Here is a 17370-nt window from a genome sequence, read left to right as displayed (position 1 = left end):
GGTTAGCGGTCACTCCCCGCGTTAGCGTCAGCCAGCGCGCTCGCCCCACCGACGATCTCGCTGATTTCCTGGGTGATGTCGGCCTGGCGGGCCGCGTTGGCAAGCCGCGTCAGCGACTTGATGAGTTCCTCGGCGTTGTCGGTCGCGGACTTCATCGCCCGGCGGGTGGCGGCGTGCTTGGAGGCCGCCGCCTGGAGCAGGGCGTTGTAGACCCGCGACTCGACGTACCGCGGCAGCAGCGCGTCCAGCACGTCCTCGGCCGAGGGCTCGAAGTCGTACAGCGGAAGGACGCCCTTGCCGCCTGCCGCCTCCTGAGCCTGCTCGCCCGTCTCGAGGGTGAGCGGCAGCATCCGGTTGCGCACCGGTGTCTGCGTCATCATCGAGACGAACTCGGTGTAGACGATGTGCAGCTCGTCCACGCCACCCTCGGCGGTCTCCTGCTGCACCGCCTCGATCAGCGACGCGGCCACCGTCTTGGCGTCGGCGTAGGTCGGGTTGTCCGTGAAGCCGGTGAACGACTCCCTGACCGGACGGTCGCGGAAACCGTAGTAGGCCACACCCTTGGAGCCGACGATGAAGCTGACGATCTCCTTGCCCTCGGCGGTCAGCCGCTCGTTGAGCTGCTCGGCCGCCTTGATGGCGTTGGAGTTGTAGCCGCCCGCCAGCCCGCGGTCGCTCGTGATGAGCAAAACCGCGGCCCGCTTGGGCTGCTCGGCCTCGGTCAGCAGCGGGTGCGAGGTGGCGGAGCCGCCCGCCACGGCGGTGACCGCGCGGGTCAGCTCCGTGGCGTACGGCTCGGACGCGGCCACCCTGCGCTGCGCCTTGATGATGCGCGAGGCGGCGATCATCTCCATCGCCCGGGTGATCTTCTTGGTCGCAGTGACGGACTTGATCCGCCGCTTGTAGACCCTGAGCTGGGCACCCATGCTCAGCCCTCGCCCAGCAGCTTGCCGTCCGAGGTCTCGAACTGGGTCTTGAACCTCTCGACCGCGTCGCCGAGCGTCTGGATGGTGTCGTCCGACATCTTGGCACCCTCGCGGATGCTGGTCAGCAGGCCCGACTCCTCGCGGTGCATGTAGTCCAGCAGCTCGCGCTCGAACCGGCGGATGTCCTCGACCGGCACGTCGTCCATCTTGCCGTTGGTGCCGGACCAGATGGAGACGACCTGGTCCTCGGTGGAGAACGGCGCGTACTGCGGCTGCTTGAGCAGCTCGGTCATGCGCTTGCCGCGCTCCAGCGACGCCTTCGAGGCGTCGTCCAGGTCGGAACCGAAGGCGGCGAACGCCTCCAGCTCGCGGTACTGCGCCAGGTTCACCCGGAGCGACCCGGTGATCTGCCGGACCGCCTTGTGCTGCGCCGAGCCACCGACGCGGGAGACGGAGATACCGACGTTCAGCGCCGGGCGCTGGCCCGCGTTGAACAGGTCGGACTCCAAGAAGCACTGGCCGTCGGTGATGGAGATGACGTTGGTCGGAATGAACGCCGAGACGTCGTTCGCCTTGGTCTCGACGATCGGCAGACCCGTCATCGAGCCCTTGCCCATGTCGTCGGAGAGCTTCGCGCAGCGCTCCAGCAGCCGGGAGTGCAGGTAGAAGACGTCACCCGGGTAGGCCTCGCGGCCCGGCGGGCGGCGCAGCAGCAGGGACACGGCGCGGTAGGCGTCGGCCTGCTTGGACAGGTCGTCGAAGACGACGAGGACGTGCTTGCCCTGGTACATCCAGTGCTGGCCGATGGCCGAGCCGGTGTAGGGGGCGATGTACTTGAAGCCGGCCGGGTCCGACGCGGGGGCCGCGACGATCGTCGTGTACTCCAGCGCACCGGCCTCCTCCAGCGCGCCGCGCACGGACGCGATGGTGGAGCCCTTCTGGCCGACGGCGACGTAGATGCAGCGGACCTGCTTGTCCGGGTCGCCGGAGCGCCAGTTGTCGCGCTGGTTGATGATCGTGTCGACGCACAGCGCGGTCTTGCCGGTCTGGCGGTCGCCGATGACCAGCTGGCGCTGGCCGCGGCCGATCGGGGTCATGGTGTCGACGGCCTTGTAGCCGGTCGCCATGGGCTCGTGCACGGACTTGCGGTCCATGACCGTGGGCGCCTGGAGCTCCAGGGCGCGGCGGGCCTCGGGCTCGATCTCGCCGAGACCGTCGACCGGGGCACCCAGCGGGTCGACGACACGGCCGAGGTAGCCGTCGCCGACCGGGACCGACAGGACCTCGCCGGTGCGCTGCACCGACTGGCCCTCCTCGATGCCGCTGAACTCACCGAGGACGACCGCACCGATCTCGCGCTCCTCGAGGTTGAGGGCGAGGCCGAGGGTGCCGTCCTCGAACTTCAGCAGCTCGTTCGCCATGGCCGAGGGCAGCCCCTCGACCTTCGCGATGCCATCGCTGGCAGCGCTGACCGTACCGACCTCTTCCCGCGAGGCCGCGTCCGGCGTGTACGACTGGACAAAGTTCTCCAGCGCGTCCCGGATCTCATCCGGCCGGATCGTGAGCTCCGCCATCTGGGTTCCCTGCTCTCCTTGTTGGGCCCGTAAGTTGCTGCGGGCACCGGGGGGCGTCTCCCCCGGCTCCCATGTACGGCCCAACTCGGGCCGCGTTCGTGCTTGTTGAGTTGGTTGGCGCACACGCGCCGGGTCCTGCCGCGTTCTCGGGGCTGCGGTGTGCCCGTCAGCCCGCCATCCGCCGCTGCGCCCGCTCCAGCCGGTCTGCGACCGAGCCGTTGATCACCTCGTCGCCCACCTGGACCCTGATCCCGCCGAGGATCTCGGGGTCAACGTCGAGGTTGAGGTGCACCTGGCGGCCGTACAGCTTGGCCAGCGACGCGCCCAGACGCCGCTTCTGCTCGTCGCTGAGCGGCACCGCGGACGTCACGACGGCGACCGAACGGTTGCGGCGCTCGGCTGCCAGCTTGGACAGGGCTTCCAGCCCCGCCTCCAGGCTACGTCCCCGCGGCTGCGTCACCAGGCGGGTCACCAGACGCTCGGTGGCCGGGCGCACCCTGCCGGCGAGCAGCGTGTTGACCAGCGCACTCTTCGCCGCCGGAGCCGCCGTCCGGCTGGTGAGCGCCGACCGCAGGTCGGGCGAGGAGGCCGCGGTCCTGGCGAACCGGAACAGCTCGTCCTCGACGTCGTCCAGCGAGCCGTCGCGCTCCGCCGCCACGAGGTCGGCCAGGTCGGCCAGCTCCTCGACCGCGTCGACCAGATCGCGCGGCGAGGACCACCGGGAGCGGACCATGCCGGAGACCAGATCCACGGCCGGGCCGCTGACCTGGCCGCCGAGCACGCGCTGGACCAGCGAGGCCTTGGCCTCCCCGTCCTGCGCCGGGTCGGTGAGGACCCGGCGCAGCGAGACCTCGCGCTCCAGCAGCGCGGTGACGGCGGCGAGCTCGTCGGCGAGGGCCGCGGCGTCGACCGACGTGGAGTCGGTCAGCGCGGTCAGGCTCTCACGTGCGGCGACAAGCGCCTCACGGCTCGCTCCATTCATCGGGCGGCTCCGTTGGCATGCGCCTCCGCCTCGGCGGTCTCTTCGAGGCCGTCGAGGAAGCGGTCGATCACGCGGCTCTGCCGGGCGTGGTCCTCCAGGGACTCGCCGACGAGCTTGCCTGCCAGGTCGGTGGCGAGCTTGCCCACGTCCTGGCGGAGCGTGGCCGCGGCCTGCTTGCGATCGGCGTCGATCTGGGCGTGACCCGCGGCGATGATCTCCTCACGCTGCCGCTGGCCCTCGGCGCGCATCTCGGCGATGAGCGCCGCGCCCTGCTCCTGAGCCTCGGCGCGCAGGCGGGCGGCCTCGTGGCGGGCCTCGGAGAGCTGGTCCTTGTACTGCTGGAGTACGTCGGCAGCCTCCTGCTGAGCCGCCTCGGCCTTCTCGATGCCGCCCTCAATGGCTTCACGACGCTCTTCCAGCACCTTGTTGATGCTCGGAAGGAGCTTCTTCCACAGGAAGAAGAAGACGATGGCGAATGCGATCAGGCCGATGACGAACTCTGGAATCGGCGGGATGAGCGGGTTCTGCGGAACCTCGGTCTCCGCCATGGGTACCAGGGCGTTCACGTCAGTGCCTTCCGTCGGAAAAAGGGTTCGTTCGCTCGGCCGTCAGGAACGGAAGATGAAGCCCATGACGATGCCGATGAGGGCCAGCGCCTCACAGAAGGCGAAGCCGAGGATCTGGTTCTGACGGATCAGACCGGCGGCCTCGGGCTGGCGGGCCAGCGCCTGGGTGCCGTTACCGAAGACGATGCCGACGCCGATGCCGGGGCCGATGGCGGCGAGACCGTAGCCGATGGAGCCGAGGTTGCCGGTGACGCCTTCGGAGGCGGCGATGTTGACCATGTCGAGAGCAGCGGACATGCCGTTACTTCCTTCTCTGTACGGACCGGCGGGGGTTGGCCGCCGGACAGCTGGGGGTTGTGCGGGGAGCGGGCCGGCTCAGTGTTCCTTGACGAGCGCGCCCTGGATGTAGGAGCAGGTCAGCAGGACGAACACGTAGGCCTGGATGACCTGGATGAACAGCTCGAACGCGATCATGACGATGGTCATGATGAAGGAGACGGCCGAATAGGCGATCCCGATACCGTTGAGCATGTACCAGGTCGCGATCGTGAACAGCGCCACCAGCATGTGGCCCGAGAACATGTTCGCGAAGAGCCGGACGGAGTGCGTGAAGGGGCGCACCAGCAGGTTCGAGAAGAACTCGATGACCATGACCATCGGCAGCACCGGGCCGAGGGACTTGTCGTAGCCGGTGAAGTTCTTCCAGGCGCCGGTCCAGCCCTGCCGCTTGAAGGTGAGCCCGACCCAGACGACGTAGACGATCAGCGCGAGACCGAGCGGAATCGAGAAGATGGACGTGACGGGGAACTGGGCGAGCGGGATGACCGCCCACAGGTTCATCACCCACACGAAGAAGAAGAGCGCCACCACGAAGGGGACGTACTTCTCGCCTTCCTTCTTGCCGATCGTCTCGTAGACGACGCCGCGGCGGATGAAGTCGTATCCGGCCTCCGCGATCATCTGGAGCTTTCCGGGGACGATCTTCGGCTTGGCGAAGGCCGCCCAGAAGAACCACACGATGGCGAGCGTGCCGACGAGGGCGAGCAGGATCGGCTTGTTGAAGTCGAATCCGCCGATGCTGAACATCGGCTCGAAGACGAACGAGTGGAGCCCGGGAGCCTCGAAGCCGCAGCCACTGAAAAGGTGGCAGTCGGTCTCAAAGGCGAGCATCTGGTCAGCACTCACCGCGGGCTCCTTCTGCATGGCGCATGAAAACGGCTACCTCGTTGTGTCGGCGCGGCCTGCTGCCACGGAACGGCACTGGTCTGGGTCGTACGAATCGGGGGCGGCGGCTGATCAGGGCGTCAGAGCGTCCGTTTCGTGGCGTTCGGGCCGAAACGGAGCGGAGCTCTGCCGCCGCCGTCTGCTGCGCCGCAGTTGGCAACGGACGATAGCAGTTGCTCGAACGAGCACTTATCCCGCCCCTACGTGGCACTGGCCTTCTCGCTGCCACCTGAGGAGGGCTCGACATACAGGATCTTCGCCTTCATGTGCGCCCTGCCCTGGGCGGCCACCCACACGACGGTGGAGCCGAGCAGAGTGAACGCGAAGGTCTTGGTGTCGAAAAGAGTCGTATCCCGGAAGACCACCAGCACCACGAACAGCAGGAGAATCTGCGTCGTATAGAGCAGAAGGCCCATCGCCTGAAAGAGGTGCGGGAGAGAGCGCGCTGTCCGCTGGAGGACGTAAAGGCCGAGCCCCATGAAGAGGATCACGACGAGTGCTCCGGCTGCGCCGCCGATGGCTCCCTTGCCTCCTGCGAACACGCCGCTGATCGCTGCGGCCACGACACCGGCTACGGCGGTCGGGACGGCGCAGTGCAGCAGCATGCGTGCGTCGTTCGACTGCATGTGGTGTGCTCCGGGGGAACTCGGGGAAATGTGAGTCGTCGGGTGACGAGAGTAGCCCGGCCCGGAGGGCGGACCGACCTCCCGCAGAAGCGCCTGCGCAAGCGCGGCACTTCGGTTGTCACCGGGTTTCGTGAACGGTATCACAAACTATTTGATGAGGTCTTTACCTACTTCGTGTGCCCCCGGTCACACGGAGGCATGAGTCTGAGTGCACCGGGCTGACGCCGAGCGCTATGTCTGGTATTGACGCATTCCGCTGCGGCGCGGCAGCCAACAGGGCGGGGCAGCCCCGGGTGTTGAGGCGGGTCAGTCCCGAGTGTTGATCTTCTTCGGACGGGTGAACTGCCGGCGCTCGCCCAGCGCCGTCGCACCCTCCAGACCCGCCAACGCGGGCGCCCGCTCCCCCTCATCGGCGTCCTCGTCTGCCGGCTCGGGGTCCTCACCGGGCCCCGGCGGCGTCGGGTCCACCTCGGCGGCGCCCTGCGCCTCGCGCGAGCGCCGGTAGCGGGGCGGCAGCACGCGCTGGGCCCAGGCCGGGACGCGCGGGGTGTAGCGCGGCAGCAGCAGCACGATCAGGCCCACGGCGCTGAGCAGCACGATCGCCAGCACGATCGCCAGGCTGGAGGAGCGCACGGAGAAGGCCACGGCGCCGAAGGCGATCAACGCGGCCCAGAAGTACATGATCAGCACCGCGCGGCTGTGCGAGTGCCCGATCTCCAGCAGCCGGTGGTGCAGGTGCCCGCGGTCCGCCGCGAACGGGGAGCGCCCGTTCCAGGTACGCCGCACGATCGCCATCACCAGGTCCGCGACGGGGATGGCGATGATGCTCAGCGGCAGCAGCAGCGGCATGTAGAGGGGGACCATCGTGTGCACCGCGTTCTTGACCGAACCGGTGTGCTCGACCATCAGGTCCGGGTCCACCTGGCCGGTGATCGAGACGGCGCCCGCGGCCAGCACCAGGCCGATCAGCATGGATCCCGAGTCGCCCATGAAGATCCGGGCGGGGTGCATGTTGTGCGGCAGGAAGCCCAGGCACATGCCCATGAGGACCGCCGCGAACAGCGTCGCCGGAGCCGCCGCCTCGATGCCGTAGCCGTACCAGATGCGGTAGGCGTACATGAAGAACGCCAGCGCGGCGATGCAGACCATGCCCGAGGCCAGGCCGTCGAGACCGTCCACGAAGTTCACCGCGTTGATGGTGATGACCACCAGCGCGACCGTCAGCAGCGTGCCCTGGAGCGGTGTGAGCGCCACGTTGCCGACGCCCGGGACCGGAATCCACAGGATCGTCAGGCCCTGGAGCACCATCACACCGGCGGCGATCATCTGCCCGCCGAGCTTCACCAGCGCGTCGACGCCCCACTTGTCGTCCAGGACGCCGATCAGCCAGATCAGCCCGGCCCCGGACAGCAGGGCCCTGGGCTCGTCGGACAGGGTGAACAGCTCACCGATGTTGGTGAGTTGTGAGGCCACCAGCAGGCCCGCGCACAGTCCGCCGAACATGGCGATGCCGCCGAGCCGCGGTGTGGGCTCCCGGTGCACGTCCCGTGCCCGCACGGGCGGCATCGCGCCCGCCGCGATGGCGAACTTGCGCACCGGGCCGGTCAGCAGGTAGGTGACCGCGGCTGTGACGCACAGCGTCAGCAGATACTCACGCACGGACTCCCCAGAGGTCTCGCGGGTTGCTCGGGCCCACACCATAGGCCAAGGTCGACGAGCCGAACTGCTCAGACCCACAGCCTATGACACGTGGTGACGGCCCCGAACAGTCCGCTGCCGTCCTCGTGCTCCGCCGAGGTCACCGGCACAGGGGGCCGCCGGGCCCGCGCCCGGCCGCGCCCGCCGCTGCGGGCACCCCCGTCAGCGCGGTGACCACCGGGTCGAGCGCCTGGCTGATCTCCTCGCCGACGCTGCGGAAGTACGGGATCGGCGCCCCGTACGGATCGTGGATCTCGTCCGCCTCGGGGCTGGGCGCCAGCAGCCAGCCGCGCAGCGCCGCAGCCGCCTGGACCAGCGCGTGCGCCCGCTCGACCACTTCCTCCCGGCTGCGCGCGGCCGGGAGCGTCGCGGGGTCTATGGCCCGCACCAGGCGGGTGAACTCCTTGAGCGTGAAGGTGCGCAGTCCCGCCGAGTGGCCCATGGAGACGACCTGCGCCCGGTGGTCGCGGGTCGCGGTCAGTACCAGGTCGGCGCGGACCACGTGCTCGTCCAGCAACTCGCGTCCGGTGAAGCCCTCGGCGTCCGCTCCGTGCTCCAGCAGCACCGCGACGGCGTTCTCCTCCATGGGCGCGCCCTCGTGCCCCCAGGTGCCCGCGCTCTCGACCACGAGGCCGCCGGTGCGGCTGACACCGAGCCGTTCGGCCAGGGCATGCCGGGTGAGCCGCTCGGTGATCGGCGAGCGGCACACGTTGCCTGTGGAGACGTGGAGGATGCGGAACGCGCCGGCGGCGCCGTTTATGCCGCCGGACTCGGCCGCACCACGCCCGGGTGGGGCGGTCACTACCCGGCCACCTCCAGGTCGGGAACGACCTTGCGCAGCTCGTCGGCGTCGAGGGCTCCGGCACGCAGCAGGAGGGGCACGGGTCCTGAGACGTCGACGATGGAGGAGGGCACGTTGTCCTGGGTGGGCCCGCCGTCGAGGTAGACGGCGACCGACTCGCCGAGCATCTCCTGCGCCTCGTCACACGTGGCGGGCGCCGCGTGCCCCGTCAGGTTCGCCGAGGAGACGGCCATGGGGCCGAACTCCGTCAGCAGTTCGATGGCCACCGGGTGCAGCGGCATCCGCACCGCCACCGTGCCGTGCGTCTCCCCCAAGTCCCAGGTCAGCGACGGCTGGTGCTTGGCCACCAGGGTCAGCGCGCCGGGCCAGAAGGCGTCCACCAGCTCCCAGGCCTGCTCGGAGAAGTCCGTGACCAGGCCGTGCAGCGTGTTCGGGGAGCCCACCAGCACCGGGGAGGGCATGCCTCGGCCGCGGCCCTTGGCCTCCAGCAGGTCGCCGACGGCGTCGGAACTGAAGGCGTCCGCGCCGATGCCGTAGACGGTGTCCGTCGGCAGCACGACGAGTTCCCCGCGCTTGACGGCCGAGGCCGCCTCGCGCAGTCCAGTCGCGCGATCGGTCGCGTCGGAGCAGTCGTAACGCCGTGCCATCACGGCACCTCCCTGCGTGCTGTGGCAAAACGGGGCCGGTTGTTGAGGTCGGGGTGGTCCGCGGCGTCCGCCCAGCCGCGGTCCTCGGTGAAGATCCAGGGCACCTGGCCGCCCTGCGTGTCGGCGTGCTCGACGACCACCACGCCGCCGGGGCGCAGCAGGCGGTGCGCGGCGCGCTCCAGACCGCGGATGACGTCCAGGCCGTCCTCACCGGAGAACAACGCCAGCTGCGGGTCGTGGTCGCGGGCCTCGGGCGCCACGTACTCCCACTCGGTGAGCGGGATGTAGGGCGGGTTGGAGATGACCAGGTCGACCTGGCCGTCCAGCTCGCGCAGCGCGTTGCGCGCGTCCCCGTGGTGCAGCGACACCCGGGAGCCTTCGACGTTCTTGCGGGCCCACTCCAGGGCGCTCTCGTCGAGTTCGACGGCGTGCACCCGCGAGCGGGGCACCTCCTGGGCGAGCGCCAGCGCGATCGCGCCCGATCCGGTGCACAGATCCACGATCAGGGGTTCCGCGACGTCCATGGCGCGCACGGCGTCTATCGCCCAGCCGACCACGGATTCCGTCTCGGGGCGGGGCACGAAGACGCCGGCGCCCACATGCAGCTCCAGGTAGCGGAAGAAGGCGCGCCCCGTGATGTGCTGGAGCGGTTCGCGGGCCTCCCGGCGGGCGACGGCCTCCCAGTAGCGCGCGTCGAAGTCGGCGTCGGCGACGCGGTGCAGCTCACCGCGCCCCACGCCGTGCACGAAGGCCGCGAGCTCCTCGGCGTCGAAACGCGGCGAGTCCACGCCCGCGTCGGCCAGCCGCTGGGTGGCCTGCGCCACCTCGGCGAGCAGCACGTTCACTCCGTTCCCCCTCCCGGGGCCAGCGTGGTTGTCGGCGTTTTCCGTGTCACGGGTTGCCCCCGGGCCTCACTGTGCCGCGGCCAGTTTGGCCGCAGAGTCGGCGTCCACACAGGCCTGGACGACCGCGTCGAGCTCGCCGTCCAGCACCTGGTCGAGGTTGTAGGCCTTGAAGCCGACGCGGTGGTCGGAGATGCGGTTCTCCGGGAAGTTGTAGGTGCGCACCCGCTCGGAGCGGTCCACGGTACGGACCTGGCTGCGGCGGGCGTCCGAGGCTTCCTTCTCGGCCTCCTCCTGCGCCGCGGCCAGCAGCCGGGCACGCAGGATGCGCAGGGCCTGCTCCTTGTTCTGGAGCTGGCTCTTCTCGTTCTGGCAGGAGACGACGATGCCGGTGGGCTCGTGGGTGATACGGACGGCCGAGTCGGTGGTGTTGACCGACTGGCCGCCGGGCCCGGAGGAACGGTAGACGTCGATCCGCAGGTCGTTCGGGTTGATCTCCACGTCGACCTCCTCGGCCTCCGGCAGCACGAGGACGCCGGCGGCGGAGGTGTGGATGCGGCCCTGCGACTCGGTGGCGGGCACCCGCTGCACGCGGTGCACCCCGCCCTCGTACTTCAGCCGCGCCCAGACGCCCGCTCCCGGCTCGGAGGCGCCCTTGGTCTTCACGGCGACCCGCACGTCCTTGTAGCCGCCCAGGTCGGACTCGGTGGAGTCGATCAGCTCGGTCTTCCAGCCGTACCGCTCGGCGTAGCGCAGATACATCCGCAGCAGGTCGCCGGCGAACAGCGCGGACTCGTCGCCGCCCTCACCTGCCTTGATCTCCAGGATGACGTCCTTGTCGTCGCTGGGGTCGCGCGGGACGAGCAGCAGCCGCAGCCGCTCGGTGAGCTCCTCGCGGCGGCGCTCCAGCTCCTTGACCTCGGCGGCGAACTCCGCGTCCTCGGCGGCCAGTTCACGCGCCGTGCCGATGTCGTCGCCGGTCCGCTTCCAGTCGCCGTACGCGGTGATGATCGGGGTGAGCTCGGCGTAGCGCTTGTTCAGCCGGCGGGCGCCCGCCTGGTCGGCGTGGATCGCCGGATCGGCGAGCCGCCGCTCCAGGTCGGCGTGCTCGCCGACGAGTTCCTCGACCGCCTCGAACATCGTGGTCATCCCTTTACTGACGGACCGCTTACGGAAGAACGCTTACGGAAGACGTGGGGTGCCCGGGAGGGCCGTGCACCCCAGCCGGGCGCCGGGCGCGTTCCGGGCGCCGGACCGCGGACGCGCACCGGGAGCGGCCGGAACGGCACCGGGAGCGCCGGACGCCTGCCGGGGGCACCGGACACCTGCCGGGGGGCACCGGACGCCGAGCACCAAAAGAGCGCCGGGCCGGGCTGCCCGGCACGGGGCAGCCGCGGACCGGCGCTGCGGTGTCGCTACTTCTTGGCGGTGCCGGCGTTCTTGCCGAAGCGGGCCTCGAAACGGGCCACGCGGCCACCGGTGTCGAGGATCTTCTGCTTGCCGGTGTAGAACGGGTGGCAGGCCGAGCAGATGTCGGCGCGGACGACGCCTTCCGACATGGTGCTGCGCGTGGTGAACGAGTTGCCGCAGGTGCAGCTCACCTGGGTCTCGCGGTACTCGGGGTGGATGTCGCGCTTCAAGGTCACTCCTAGGTTCGGGAGGGCACCGGGTCGGGAGACGGGTTGTTTCCCGTGAACCGGGGCCGACGATCCAGTTTGCCACTGGTTGCCGCACCCCCCAAAACCGGGGGGCGGAGCCCGCTATTCCCCGGGCCCCCGGGCGTCCCCGCACGGGGTGCCGGCAGCGCCCGGGGGCCGGGGAGAGTCCGCCGCCCGGCGGCCTCTCAGCGCCCGGCCGGCTCCTCGGCCGCCGCCTTGGTGGCCTTCTTACCGCCGACCACACCGCCTATGTCGGTCTTGTCGCCCGCCGATCCCTTGGTCGCCGACTTCGGCACCGGGTTGTCGTGCCTGAGCGCCCGCCACACCTTGTCGGTCTTGGAGTCGATCTGGACCACCCGGTTGGGGTTGGCGGGGTCGTACTGGACCGGCAGCGTCGTCATCTGGATGTCGTCGGACTTGATGCCCTTGAGCATCTTGGCCATGCCGGTCAGATCGCCGACCGAGTCCAGCTCCGAGTCGGTGGTGATCGCCGAGGTCGCGGTGTCGGCCAGGTCGTAGAGCTTCTTCGGGCTGCTGAAGACTCCGATGCTGTTGACCTGGTCGATGAGGGACTTCACGAACGCCTGCTGGAGCTGGATGCGCCCCAGGTCGCTGCCGTCGCCGACGCCGTGCCGGGTACGCACCAGACCGAGCGACTGCTCGCCGGTGAGCTGGTGGGTGCCGGCCTGCAGGTTGAGGTGGCTGTTCTTGTCGTGGATCGGCTTGGTGGTGGTCATCTTGACCCCGCCGAGGGTGTTGATGAGCTTCTTGAAGCCCGCGAAGTCCACCTCGAGGTAGTGGTCCATCCGTACGCCGGAGAGGGACTCGACCGTCTTGACCGCGCACGCGGGGCCGCCGACCTCGTAGGCGCTGTTGAACATGGCCCGCTGCGCCGGAACGGTCTTGTTGCCCTCCGACGCGTCGCCCTTGCACGCCGGACGCCGCACCAGCGTGTCCCGGGGTATCGAGACGACCGACGCCTTGTCGTGCTGCTCGTTGATGTGCAGCACCATCGCCGTGTCCGAGCGGGCCCCGCCCTGGTCCTGGCCGTACTTCGCGTTGTCACCCGCACGGGTGTCCGAGCCGAGGACCAGTATGTCCATCGAGCCGTTCGGCACGTCCTCGGGCCGGTCCGTGCCCAGGGCCGCGTTGATGTCGACGCCGGAGATGTTGCCGTCCAGCTTGAAATAGACGAAGCCGAGACTGGTACCGCCGAGCACGACCGCGCCCGCCACGGTCCAGGCGGCGGCTCGCATGGCGCGCCGACGCCCGCTGCGCGGCCTGCGGCGACGACCCGTGGCACGTATGCCCCGGGAGCGGCCTCCTGCCGCCGTGTCGCCCTCGTAGCTGTCGCCCGCCATTGTCACTTCCCTCAGTCCTGCTCGTGGCGTGTGTCCTGTGTGGACGCTTGGTCCTGTGTGGACGCTGGGTCTCGCCGGAAGGGTTGCACAACGCGTCACCACGCGCGTCGGCCGCGCACGGCGGGACAGCGGCGCACGAACGGGCCGACACCTCGCCCCTGGTCCCGTTTTACCTGCGACGACGTCCCCACGCCCGCCGAGCCGACGCCGCCGGGCGGCGCAGCGGGTCTGTGGGCAAGCTCTCAGCGCCGCGGGGCCCCGCTCCGAGCGGCCAAAACAGACGGCGAGGGCCGTTCCACCGTACGTGGTGGAACGGCCCTCGCCGTGATCCGTCCGGGCGACGCCCCGCACAGGGGCCCCGCGCCGGCGCCCGTGGACCTCAGTCCTGGCCGTTGGGCGTCGGGGTCGTCTTCTGGATCTGGAGCAGGAACTCCGCGTTGGACTTCGTCTGCTTCATCTTGTCCAGCAGCAGCTCGATGGCCTGCTGCTGGTCCAGCGCGTGCAGCACCCGCCGCAGCTTCCAGACGATCTGGAGCTCGTCGTTCGCCATGAGGATCTCCTCCTTGCGGGTGCTGGACTGATCCACGTCCACCGCGGGGAAGATCCGCTTCTCGGCGAGCTTCCGGTCGAGCTTGAGCTCCAGGTTGCCGGTGCCCTTGAACTCCTCGAAGATGACCTCCTCCATCCGCGAGCCGGTCTCCACCAGCGCCGCGGCGAGGATCGTCAGGGAGCCGCCGTCCTCGATGTTGCGCGCCGCGCCGAAGAACTTCTTCGGCGGGTACAGCGCCGTGGAGTCCACACCACCGGAGAGGATGCGGCCCGAGGCCGGCGCTGCCAGGTTGTAGGCGCGGGCGAGGCGGGTGATGTTGTCCAGCAGGATCACCACGTCGTGGCCCAGCTCCACCAGTCGCTTGGCACGCTCGATGGCGAGCTCGGCGATGGTGGTGTGGTCCTCGGCCGGGCGGTCGAAGGTCGAGGAGATGACCTCGCCCTTGACCGACCGCTGCATGTCGGTGACCTCTTCAGGACGCTCGTCGACGAGGACGACCATCAGGTGGCACTCGGGGTTGTTCCGCGTGATCGAGTTCGCGATCGACTGCAGCACCGTGGTCTTGCCCGCCTTCGGCGGGGCCACGATCAGACCGCGCTGGCCCTTGCCGACGGGCGAGACCAGGTCGATGATCCGCGGGGTGAGCTGGTTCGGCTCCGTCTCCAGACGCAGCCGCTCCTGCGGGTAGAGCGGGGTCAGCTTGTTGAACTCGGAGCGGCCCTTGCCGTCGTCCGGCGACATCCCGTTGACCGAGTCGAGGCGGACCAGCGCGTTGAACTTCTCGCGCCGCTCCCCCTCACGCGGCTGACGCACCGCACCGGTGACGTGGTCGCCCTTGCGCAGGCCGTTCTTGCGGACCTGGGCGAGCGAGACGTACACGTCGTTGGGCCCCGGCAGGTAGCCGGAGGTGCGCACGAACGCGTAGTTGTCGAGGATGTCGAGGATGCCCGCGACCGGGATCAGGACGTCGTCCTCGGCGATCTGCGGCTCGAAGTCCTCACGACCGCCGCGACGGCCCCTGCGGTCCCGGTAACGGCCCCGGCGCCCGCGGCGGCCACCGCCGCCGTCGTCGTCGAAAGCCTCGTCCCGGCGGCCACCGCCGCCACCCGACTGGTTCTGCTGGTTGCCGCCGCCGTCGTTCTTCCCGCGGTTGCGGTCACGGTCGCGGTCGCGGTCGCGCTGGCGCTCCCGCTTGGAGGGGCGGTCCTGCTGCTGCTTGCCCTCGCCGGAGGGGCCGCCCTTGCCGCCGTCCTTGTCGGACCGCTCGGCCCTGGCGTCCTTCTCCGCCTTGGCGTCCTTGCCGTCCTGCTTGCCGCTGTCACCGCCGGACTTGGCGTCACCGCGGCCCTCGGCAGTGTCGGCGGCGGACTCGGCCTTGCCGCGGCGCGCACGGCCGCCCTCCTGGGCCGCCTTGGCGTCACCCTCGGTCTGCCCGGGGATGTCGATCTGCTGCTGGCCGCCCTGCGGCTGCGCACCCTCGGCATCGCCCGTACGGGTCCGCGAGGTCGCGCGGCGCTTGGGCTTCTGCTCGGCGGCGGGCTCGCCGCCCTCGGTGGACTTGGCGTCCTTGGCCGCCGCGTCCCCCGCGCTCTTGGCGTCCTTGCTCTCCTTGCTGTCCTTGCCGTCGGCGGGCTTGGCGCTCTTGCCGTCCTTGTCGGAGGCGGCTTGCGAACTGCCGCCCGCCTGGCGCTCCTTGATGACCTCGATCAGCTGGCTCTTACGCATCCGGGCGGTGCCCCTGATGCCGAGGCTGGAGGCGACCTGCTGGAGCTCGGCCAGCACCATGCCCTCGAGCCCCGTGCCGGAGCGCCGACGCCTGGGTGCGGCACCGGAGGCCGCAGGCGCGGCGGAAGCGTCCGTAGCGGCGGGCGCCGCGGCACCGTCGGCTGCGGTATCGGCGTTCACGCCCATCAGATCGGTGGTGTCGCTCACGAAGGGTCCTTCCCTGGAGCGGACGTCGGCCAGTCTGGCTCGGCGACCGGTTGTGCTGTCCGGCTGGAGTCCTGTGCTGGGGGACTTTGCCGGGGCGGTGGTCCCGCCTCGATGTACGGCGGGGAGATCAGTACGTGGGTTCGGCGTGAAGCCTCGACATGGATGTCCTTCACGTCGGCTCCGGAGCGTGTTCGCCCCTGCCCGACAGTGGTCCGAGCAATACGGGGGGCTCCTGGAAGAAGAGGTGGCCCCTGCTGGGGCTGCCAGGGGAACACGCAAGCACCGCACTCCTCGAACCATCGCACTTTTCTGTGCGAGGTCCACGAGACTGCGAGTGCAGACTTGAGGTTAACACTACCGGATCCAACAAACATTCCCCCTCTCGAAGATCCGCAACCCGGTGTCACCGGGGCTCGCTGCCCGATCCTCCCGGCGCCTGTCCCGCACCCCCGGTGACCGGACCACCACCGGCGACGGCGCCGCTCCCGGTGCCACCGCCGGAGCCGGGAGAACCACTCCCGGGGCCCGTGGCCAGCGGCAGAACGCCGGCCCCCGCGGCGTCGAGGGCCAGCCGGTTCGCCGTCCAGCCCTCGCCCGCCAGCCTGGAGACCTTCTCGGCCTCGCCCTCGTCGGCGGCCAGCGCGAGCACCGTGGGACCTGCCCCCGAGATGACGGCGGGCACGCCCTCGGACCGCAGCCGGCCGACCAGGTCGGCGCTCTCCGTCATCGCCGGGGCGCGGTACTCCTGGTGCAGCCTGTCCTCGGTGGCGGCCAGCAGCAGCTCGGGGCGGCGCGTCATCGCCTCGACGAGCAGCGCGGCACGCCCCGCGTTGAAGGCCGCGTCCACATGCGGCACGGTGCGCGGGAGCAGCCCCCGCGCGGTCTGCGTGAGCAGGGGTTTCGCGGGGACGAAGACCACCGGGACGAGGGACGCCGCGGGCTCCATCCTCACCGCCCTCGCCGCCCCGCCGTCGGTCCACGCCAGCGTGAAGCCGCCGAGCAGACAGGCGGCCACGTTGTCGGGGTGGCCCTCGATCTCGGTGGCCAGCTCCAGCAGCGCGGAGTCGTCCAGACGGGCCTCACCGCCCGTGGTCACCGCGCGGGCCGCCAGCACGCCCGCGCAGATCGCGGCCGAGGAGGAGCCGAGGCCGCGACCGTGCGGAATACGGTTCGCGCACACGATCTCCAGGCCGCGCGGCTGCCCGCCCAGCAGGTCGAAGGTGGTGCGCAGGGAGCGGACGAGCAGGTGGTTCTCGTCGCGGGGCAGCGTCTCGGCGCCCTCCCCCGCGATATCGATGTGTACGCCGGAGTCGGCGACACGGACGACCACGTCGTCGTAGAGCCCCAGGGCGAGGCCCAGGGTGTCGAAGCCGGGGCCGAGGTTGGCGCTGGTGGCGGGGACGCGCACCCGGACGGCGGCGGCGCGGAAGGCGGGACCGGCCATCTTCCGATGACACTCCTTGGTTCGGTTTGCGGAGCACCCCCGACCGTGGCTGCGCCGGATGACCGTGGCTGTGCCGGACAGGCCACCGCACCGCACAAGTCCCGCTGCGGGGACGTTACGGGGGTCGGGGTGAAACTCAGCCTATCGAAGGTGGGTTCACTGACGACATAGGGCGCACGGGAGGCGCACGATGCGTGTCGCGAGCCTCTTCGTGCTTCCGCACGGTATGTCCGTGCAGAGCGTGCGGGGCGGGTTCGCGCCCCGCACGGCGGAGGCCGCCGCGGGGGCCCGCGTGCCGCCTGCGCGGTGCGGGCCGCGCCCGTACGCCGGGCGAGGCCGCGTCCGCACGCAGGCGGGGCCTCGTCCGCACGCGGGCGGGGCCGCGTCCACACGCGGACGGGGCCGCGTCCGTACCCCGGACGGGGCCGCGCCCGCACGCCGGGCGAGTCCGCGTCCGTACGCCGGGAGCAGGGTCGCGCCCGCATTCCGGGAGCAGGGCCTCGCCCGTACCCCGGGCGGGGCCGGGGCGAGACGGGGC

The 17370-nt window shown here is 70.4% G+C and carries 16 protein-coding genes; all 16 read right to left on the bottom strand.

The genetic code is table 11. From position 1 onward, the window contains the following. Positions 1-2: 2 nt before the first annotated feature. Complete coding sequence (locus tag AB8Z75_RS05525) at positions 3-926, bottom strand: F0F1 ATP synthase subunit gamma (protein WP_369200222.1); 924 nt, start codon at positions 924-926, stop codon at positions 3-5. Positions 927-928: 2 nt separating this feature from the next. Continuing rightward, positions 929-2500 (bottom strand): F0F1 ATP synthase subunit alpha, encoded by a 1572-nt coding sequence (gene atpA / locus AB8Z75_RS05520; RefSeq protein ID WP_369200221.1) that lies wholly within the window; start codon positions 2498-2500, stop codon positions 929-931. Between the two features lie 166 nt (positions 2501-2666). Next, positions 2667-3482: a F0F1 ATP synthase subunit delta gene (locus AB8Z75_RS05515; protein WP_369200220.1), complete on the bottom strand. Its 816-nt coding sequence runs from the start codon at positions 3480-3482 to the stop codon at positions 2667-2669. Then, positions 3479-4048 (bottom strand): F0F1 ATP synthase subunit B, encoded by a 570-nt coding sequence (locus AB8Z75_RS05510; protein WP_369200219.1) that lies wholly within the window; start codon positions 4046-4048, stop codon positions 3479-3481. Before AB8Z75_RS05510 ends, AB8Z75_RS05515 begins: the two co-directional genes overlap by 4 nt. 42 nt (positions 4049-4090) lie before the next feature. After that, on the bottom strand, positions 4091-4345 hold the full coding sequence (atpE, locus tag AB8Z75_RS05505; protein WP_114014038.1) for an ATP synthase F0 subunit C: 255 nt from the start codon (positions 4343-4345) through the stop codon (positions 4091-4093). A gap of 78 nt (positions 4346-4423) precedes the next feature. Continuing rightward, positions 4424-5251: a F0F1 ATP synthase subunit A gene (gene atpB / locus AB8Z75_RS05500; protein ID WP_114023934.1), complete on the bottom strand. Its 828-nt coding sequence runs from the start codon at positions 5249-5251 to the stop codon at positions 4424-4426. A gap of 221 nt (positions 5252-5472) precedes the next feature. Further along, entirely contained in the window at positions 5473-5898 is a 426-nt protein-coding gene (locus AB8Z75_RS05495) for a hypothetical protein (protein ID WP_242754419.1), read from the bottom strand. 306 nt (positions 5899-6204) lie between these two features. Next, positions 6205-7557: an MraY family glycosyltransferase gene (locus AB8Z75_RS05490; RefSeq protein WP_369200218.1), complete on the bottom strand. Its 1353-nt coding sequence runs from the start codon at positions 7555-7557 to the stop codon at positions 6205-6207. Positions 7558-7696: 139 nt separating this feature from the next. Next, positions 7697-8356 (bottom strand): protein-tyrosine-phosphatase, encoded by a 660-nt coding sequence (locus AB8Z75_RS05485; protein WP_369200242.1) that lies wholly within the window; start codon positions 8354-8356, stop codon positions 7697-7699. A 41-nt stretch (positions 8357-8397) separates the two neighbouring features. Further along, positions 8398-9045, bottom strand: coding sequence for an L-threonylcarbamoyladenylate synthase (locus AB8Z75_RS05480; RefSeq protein WP_369200217.1), 648 nt, complete (start codon positions 9043-9045; stop codon positions 8398-8400). Further along, on the bottom strand, positions 9045-9890 hold the full coding sequence (prmC, locus tag AB8Z75_RS05475; protein ID WP_369200216.1) for a peptide chain release factor N(5)-glutamine methyltransferase: 846 nt from the start codon (positions 9888-9890) through the stop codon (positions 9045-9047). Before prmC ends, AB8Z75_RS05480 begins: the two co-directional genes overlap by 1 nt. Positions 9891-9956: 66 nt before the next feature. Next, the gene (gene prfA / locus AB8Z75_RS05470) at positions 9957-11027 is read right to left on the bottom strand and encodes a peptide chain release factor 1 (protein WP_369200241.1); all 1071 of its coding nucleotides are present in this window, start codon (positions 11025-11027) and stop codon (positions 9957-9959) included. Positions 11028-11302: 275 nt separating this feature from the next. Beyond that, positions 11303-11527, bottom strand: a complete 225-nt coding sequence (gene rpmE, locus AB8Z75_RS05465) for a 50S ribosomal protein L31 (RefSeq protein ID WP_114014148.1) — start codon at positions 11525-11527, stop codon at positions 11303-11305. Positions 11528-11730: 203 nt separating this feature from the next. Beyond that, on the bottom strand, positions 11731-12906 hold the full coding sequence (locus AB8Z75_RS05460; RefSeq protein ID WP_369200215.1) for an LCP family protein: 1176 nt from the start codon (positions 12904-12906) through the stop codon (positions 11731-11733). Positions 12907-13285: 379 nt separating this feature from the next. Further along, complete coding sequence (gene rho, locus AB8Z75_RS05455; protein ID WP_369200214.1) at positions 13286-15388, bottom strand: transcription termination factor Rho; 2103 nt, start codon at positions 15386-15388, stop codon at positions 13286-13288. Between the two features lie 403 nt (positions 15389-15791). Next, the gene (thrB, locus tag AB8Z75_RS05450; RefSeq protein ID WP_369200213.1) at positions 15792-16832 is read right to left on the bottom strand and encodes a homoserine kinase; all 1041 of its coding nucleotides are present in this window, start codon (positions 16830-16832) and stop codon (positions 15792-15794) included. Positions 16833-17370: the final 538 nt, after the last annotated feature.

Source organism: Streptomyces sp. PU-14G (assembly GCF_041028275.1).
Taxonomy (GTDB): Bacteria; Actinomycetota; Actinomycetes; order Streptomycetales; family Streptomycetaceae; genus Streptomyces.
The sequence above is the reverse complement of the archived record's forward strand: the minus strand, read 5'-3'. Positions and strand labels throughout refer to the sequence as shown.

Bases quoted from the DNA above. Each gene is read 5' to 3' on its own strand.
- atpE (WP_114014038.1), bottom strand. From the start codon at position 4,345: ATGTCCGCTGCTCTCGACATGGTCAACATCGCCGCCTCCGAAGGCGTC.
- atpA (WP_369200221.1), bottom strand. From the start codon at position 2,500: ATGGCGGAGCTCACGATCCGGCCGGATGAGATCCGGGACGCGCTGGAG.
- prfA (WP_369200241.1), bottom strand. From the start codon at position 11,027: ATGTTCGAGGCGGTCGAGGAACTCGTCGGCGAGCACGCCGACCTGGAG.
- AB8Z75_RS05480 (WP_369200217.1), bottom strand. From the start codon at position 9,045: ATGGCACGGCGTTACGACTGCTCCGACGCGACCGATCGCGCGACTGGA.
- AB8Z75_RS05525 (WP_369200222.1), bottom strand. From the start codon at position 926: ATGGGTGCCCAGCTCAGGGTCTACAAGCGGCGGATCAAGTCCGTCACT.
- AB8Z75_RS05515 (WP_369200220.1), bottom strand. From the start codon at position 3,482: ATGAATGGAGCGAGCCGTGAGGCGCTTGTCGCCGCACGTGAGAGCCTG.
- AB8Z75_RS05460 (WP_369200215.1), bottom strand. From the start codon at position 12,906: ATGGCGGGCGACAGCTACGAGGGCGACACGGCGGCAGGAGGCCGCTCC.
- atpB (WP_114023934.1), bottom strand. From the start codon at position 5,251: ATGCAGAAGGAGCCCGCGGTGAGTGCTGACCAGATGCTCGCCTTTGAG.
- AB8Z75_RS05495 (WP_242754419.1), bottom strand. From the start codon at position 5,898: ATGCAGTCGAACGACGCACGCATGCTGCTGCACTGCGCCGTCCCGACC.
- thrB (WP_369200213.1), bottom strand. From the start codon at position 16,832: ATGGCCGGTCCCGCCTTCCGCGCCGCCGCCGTCCGGGTGCGCGTCCCC.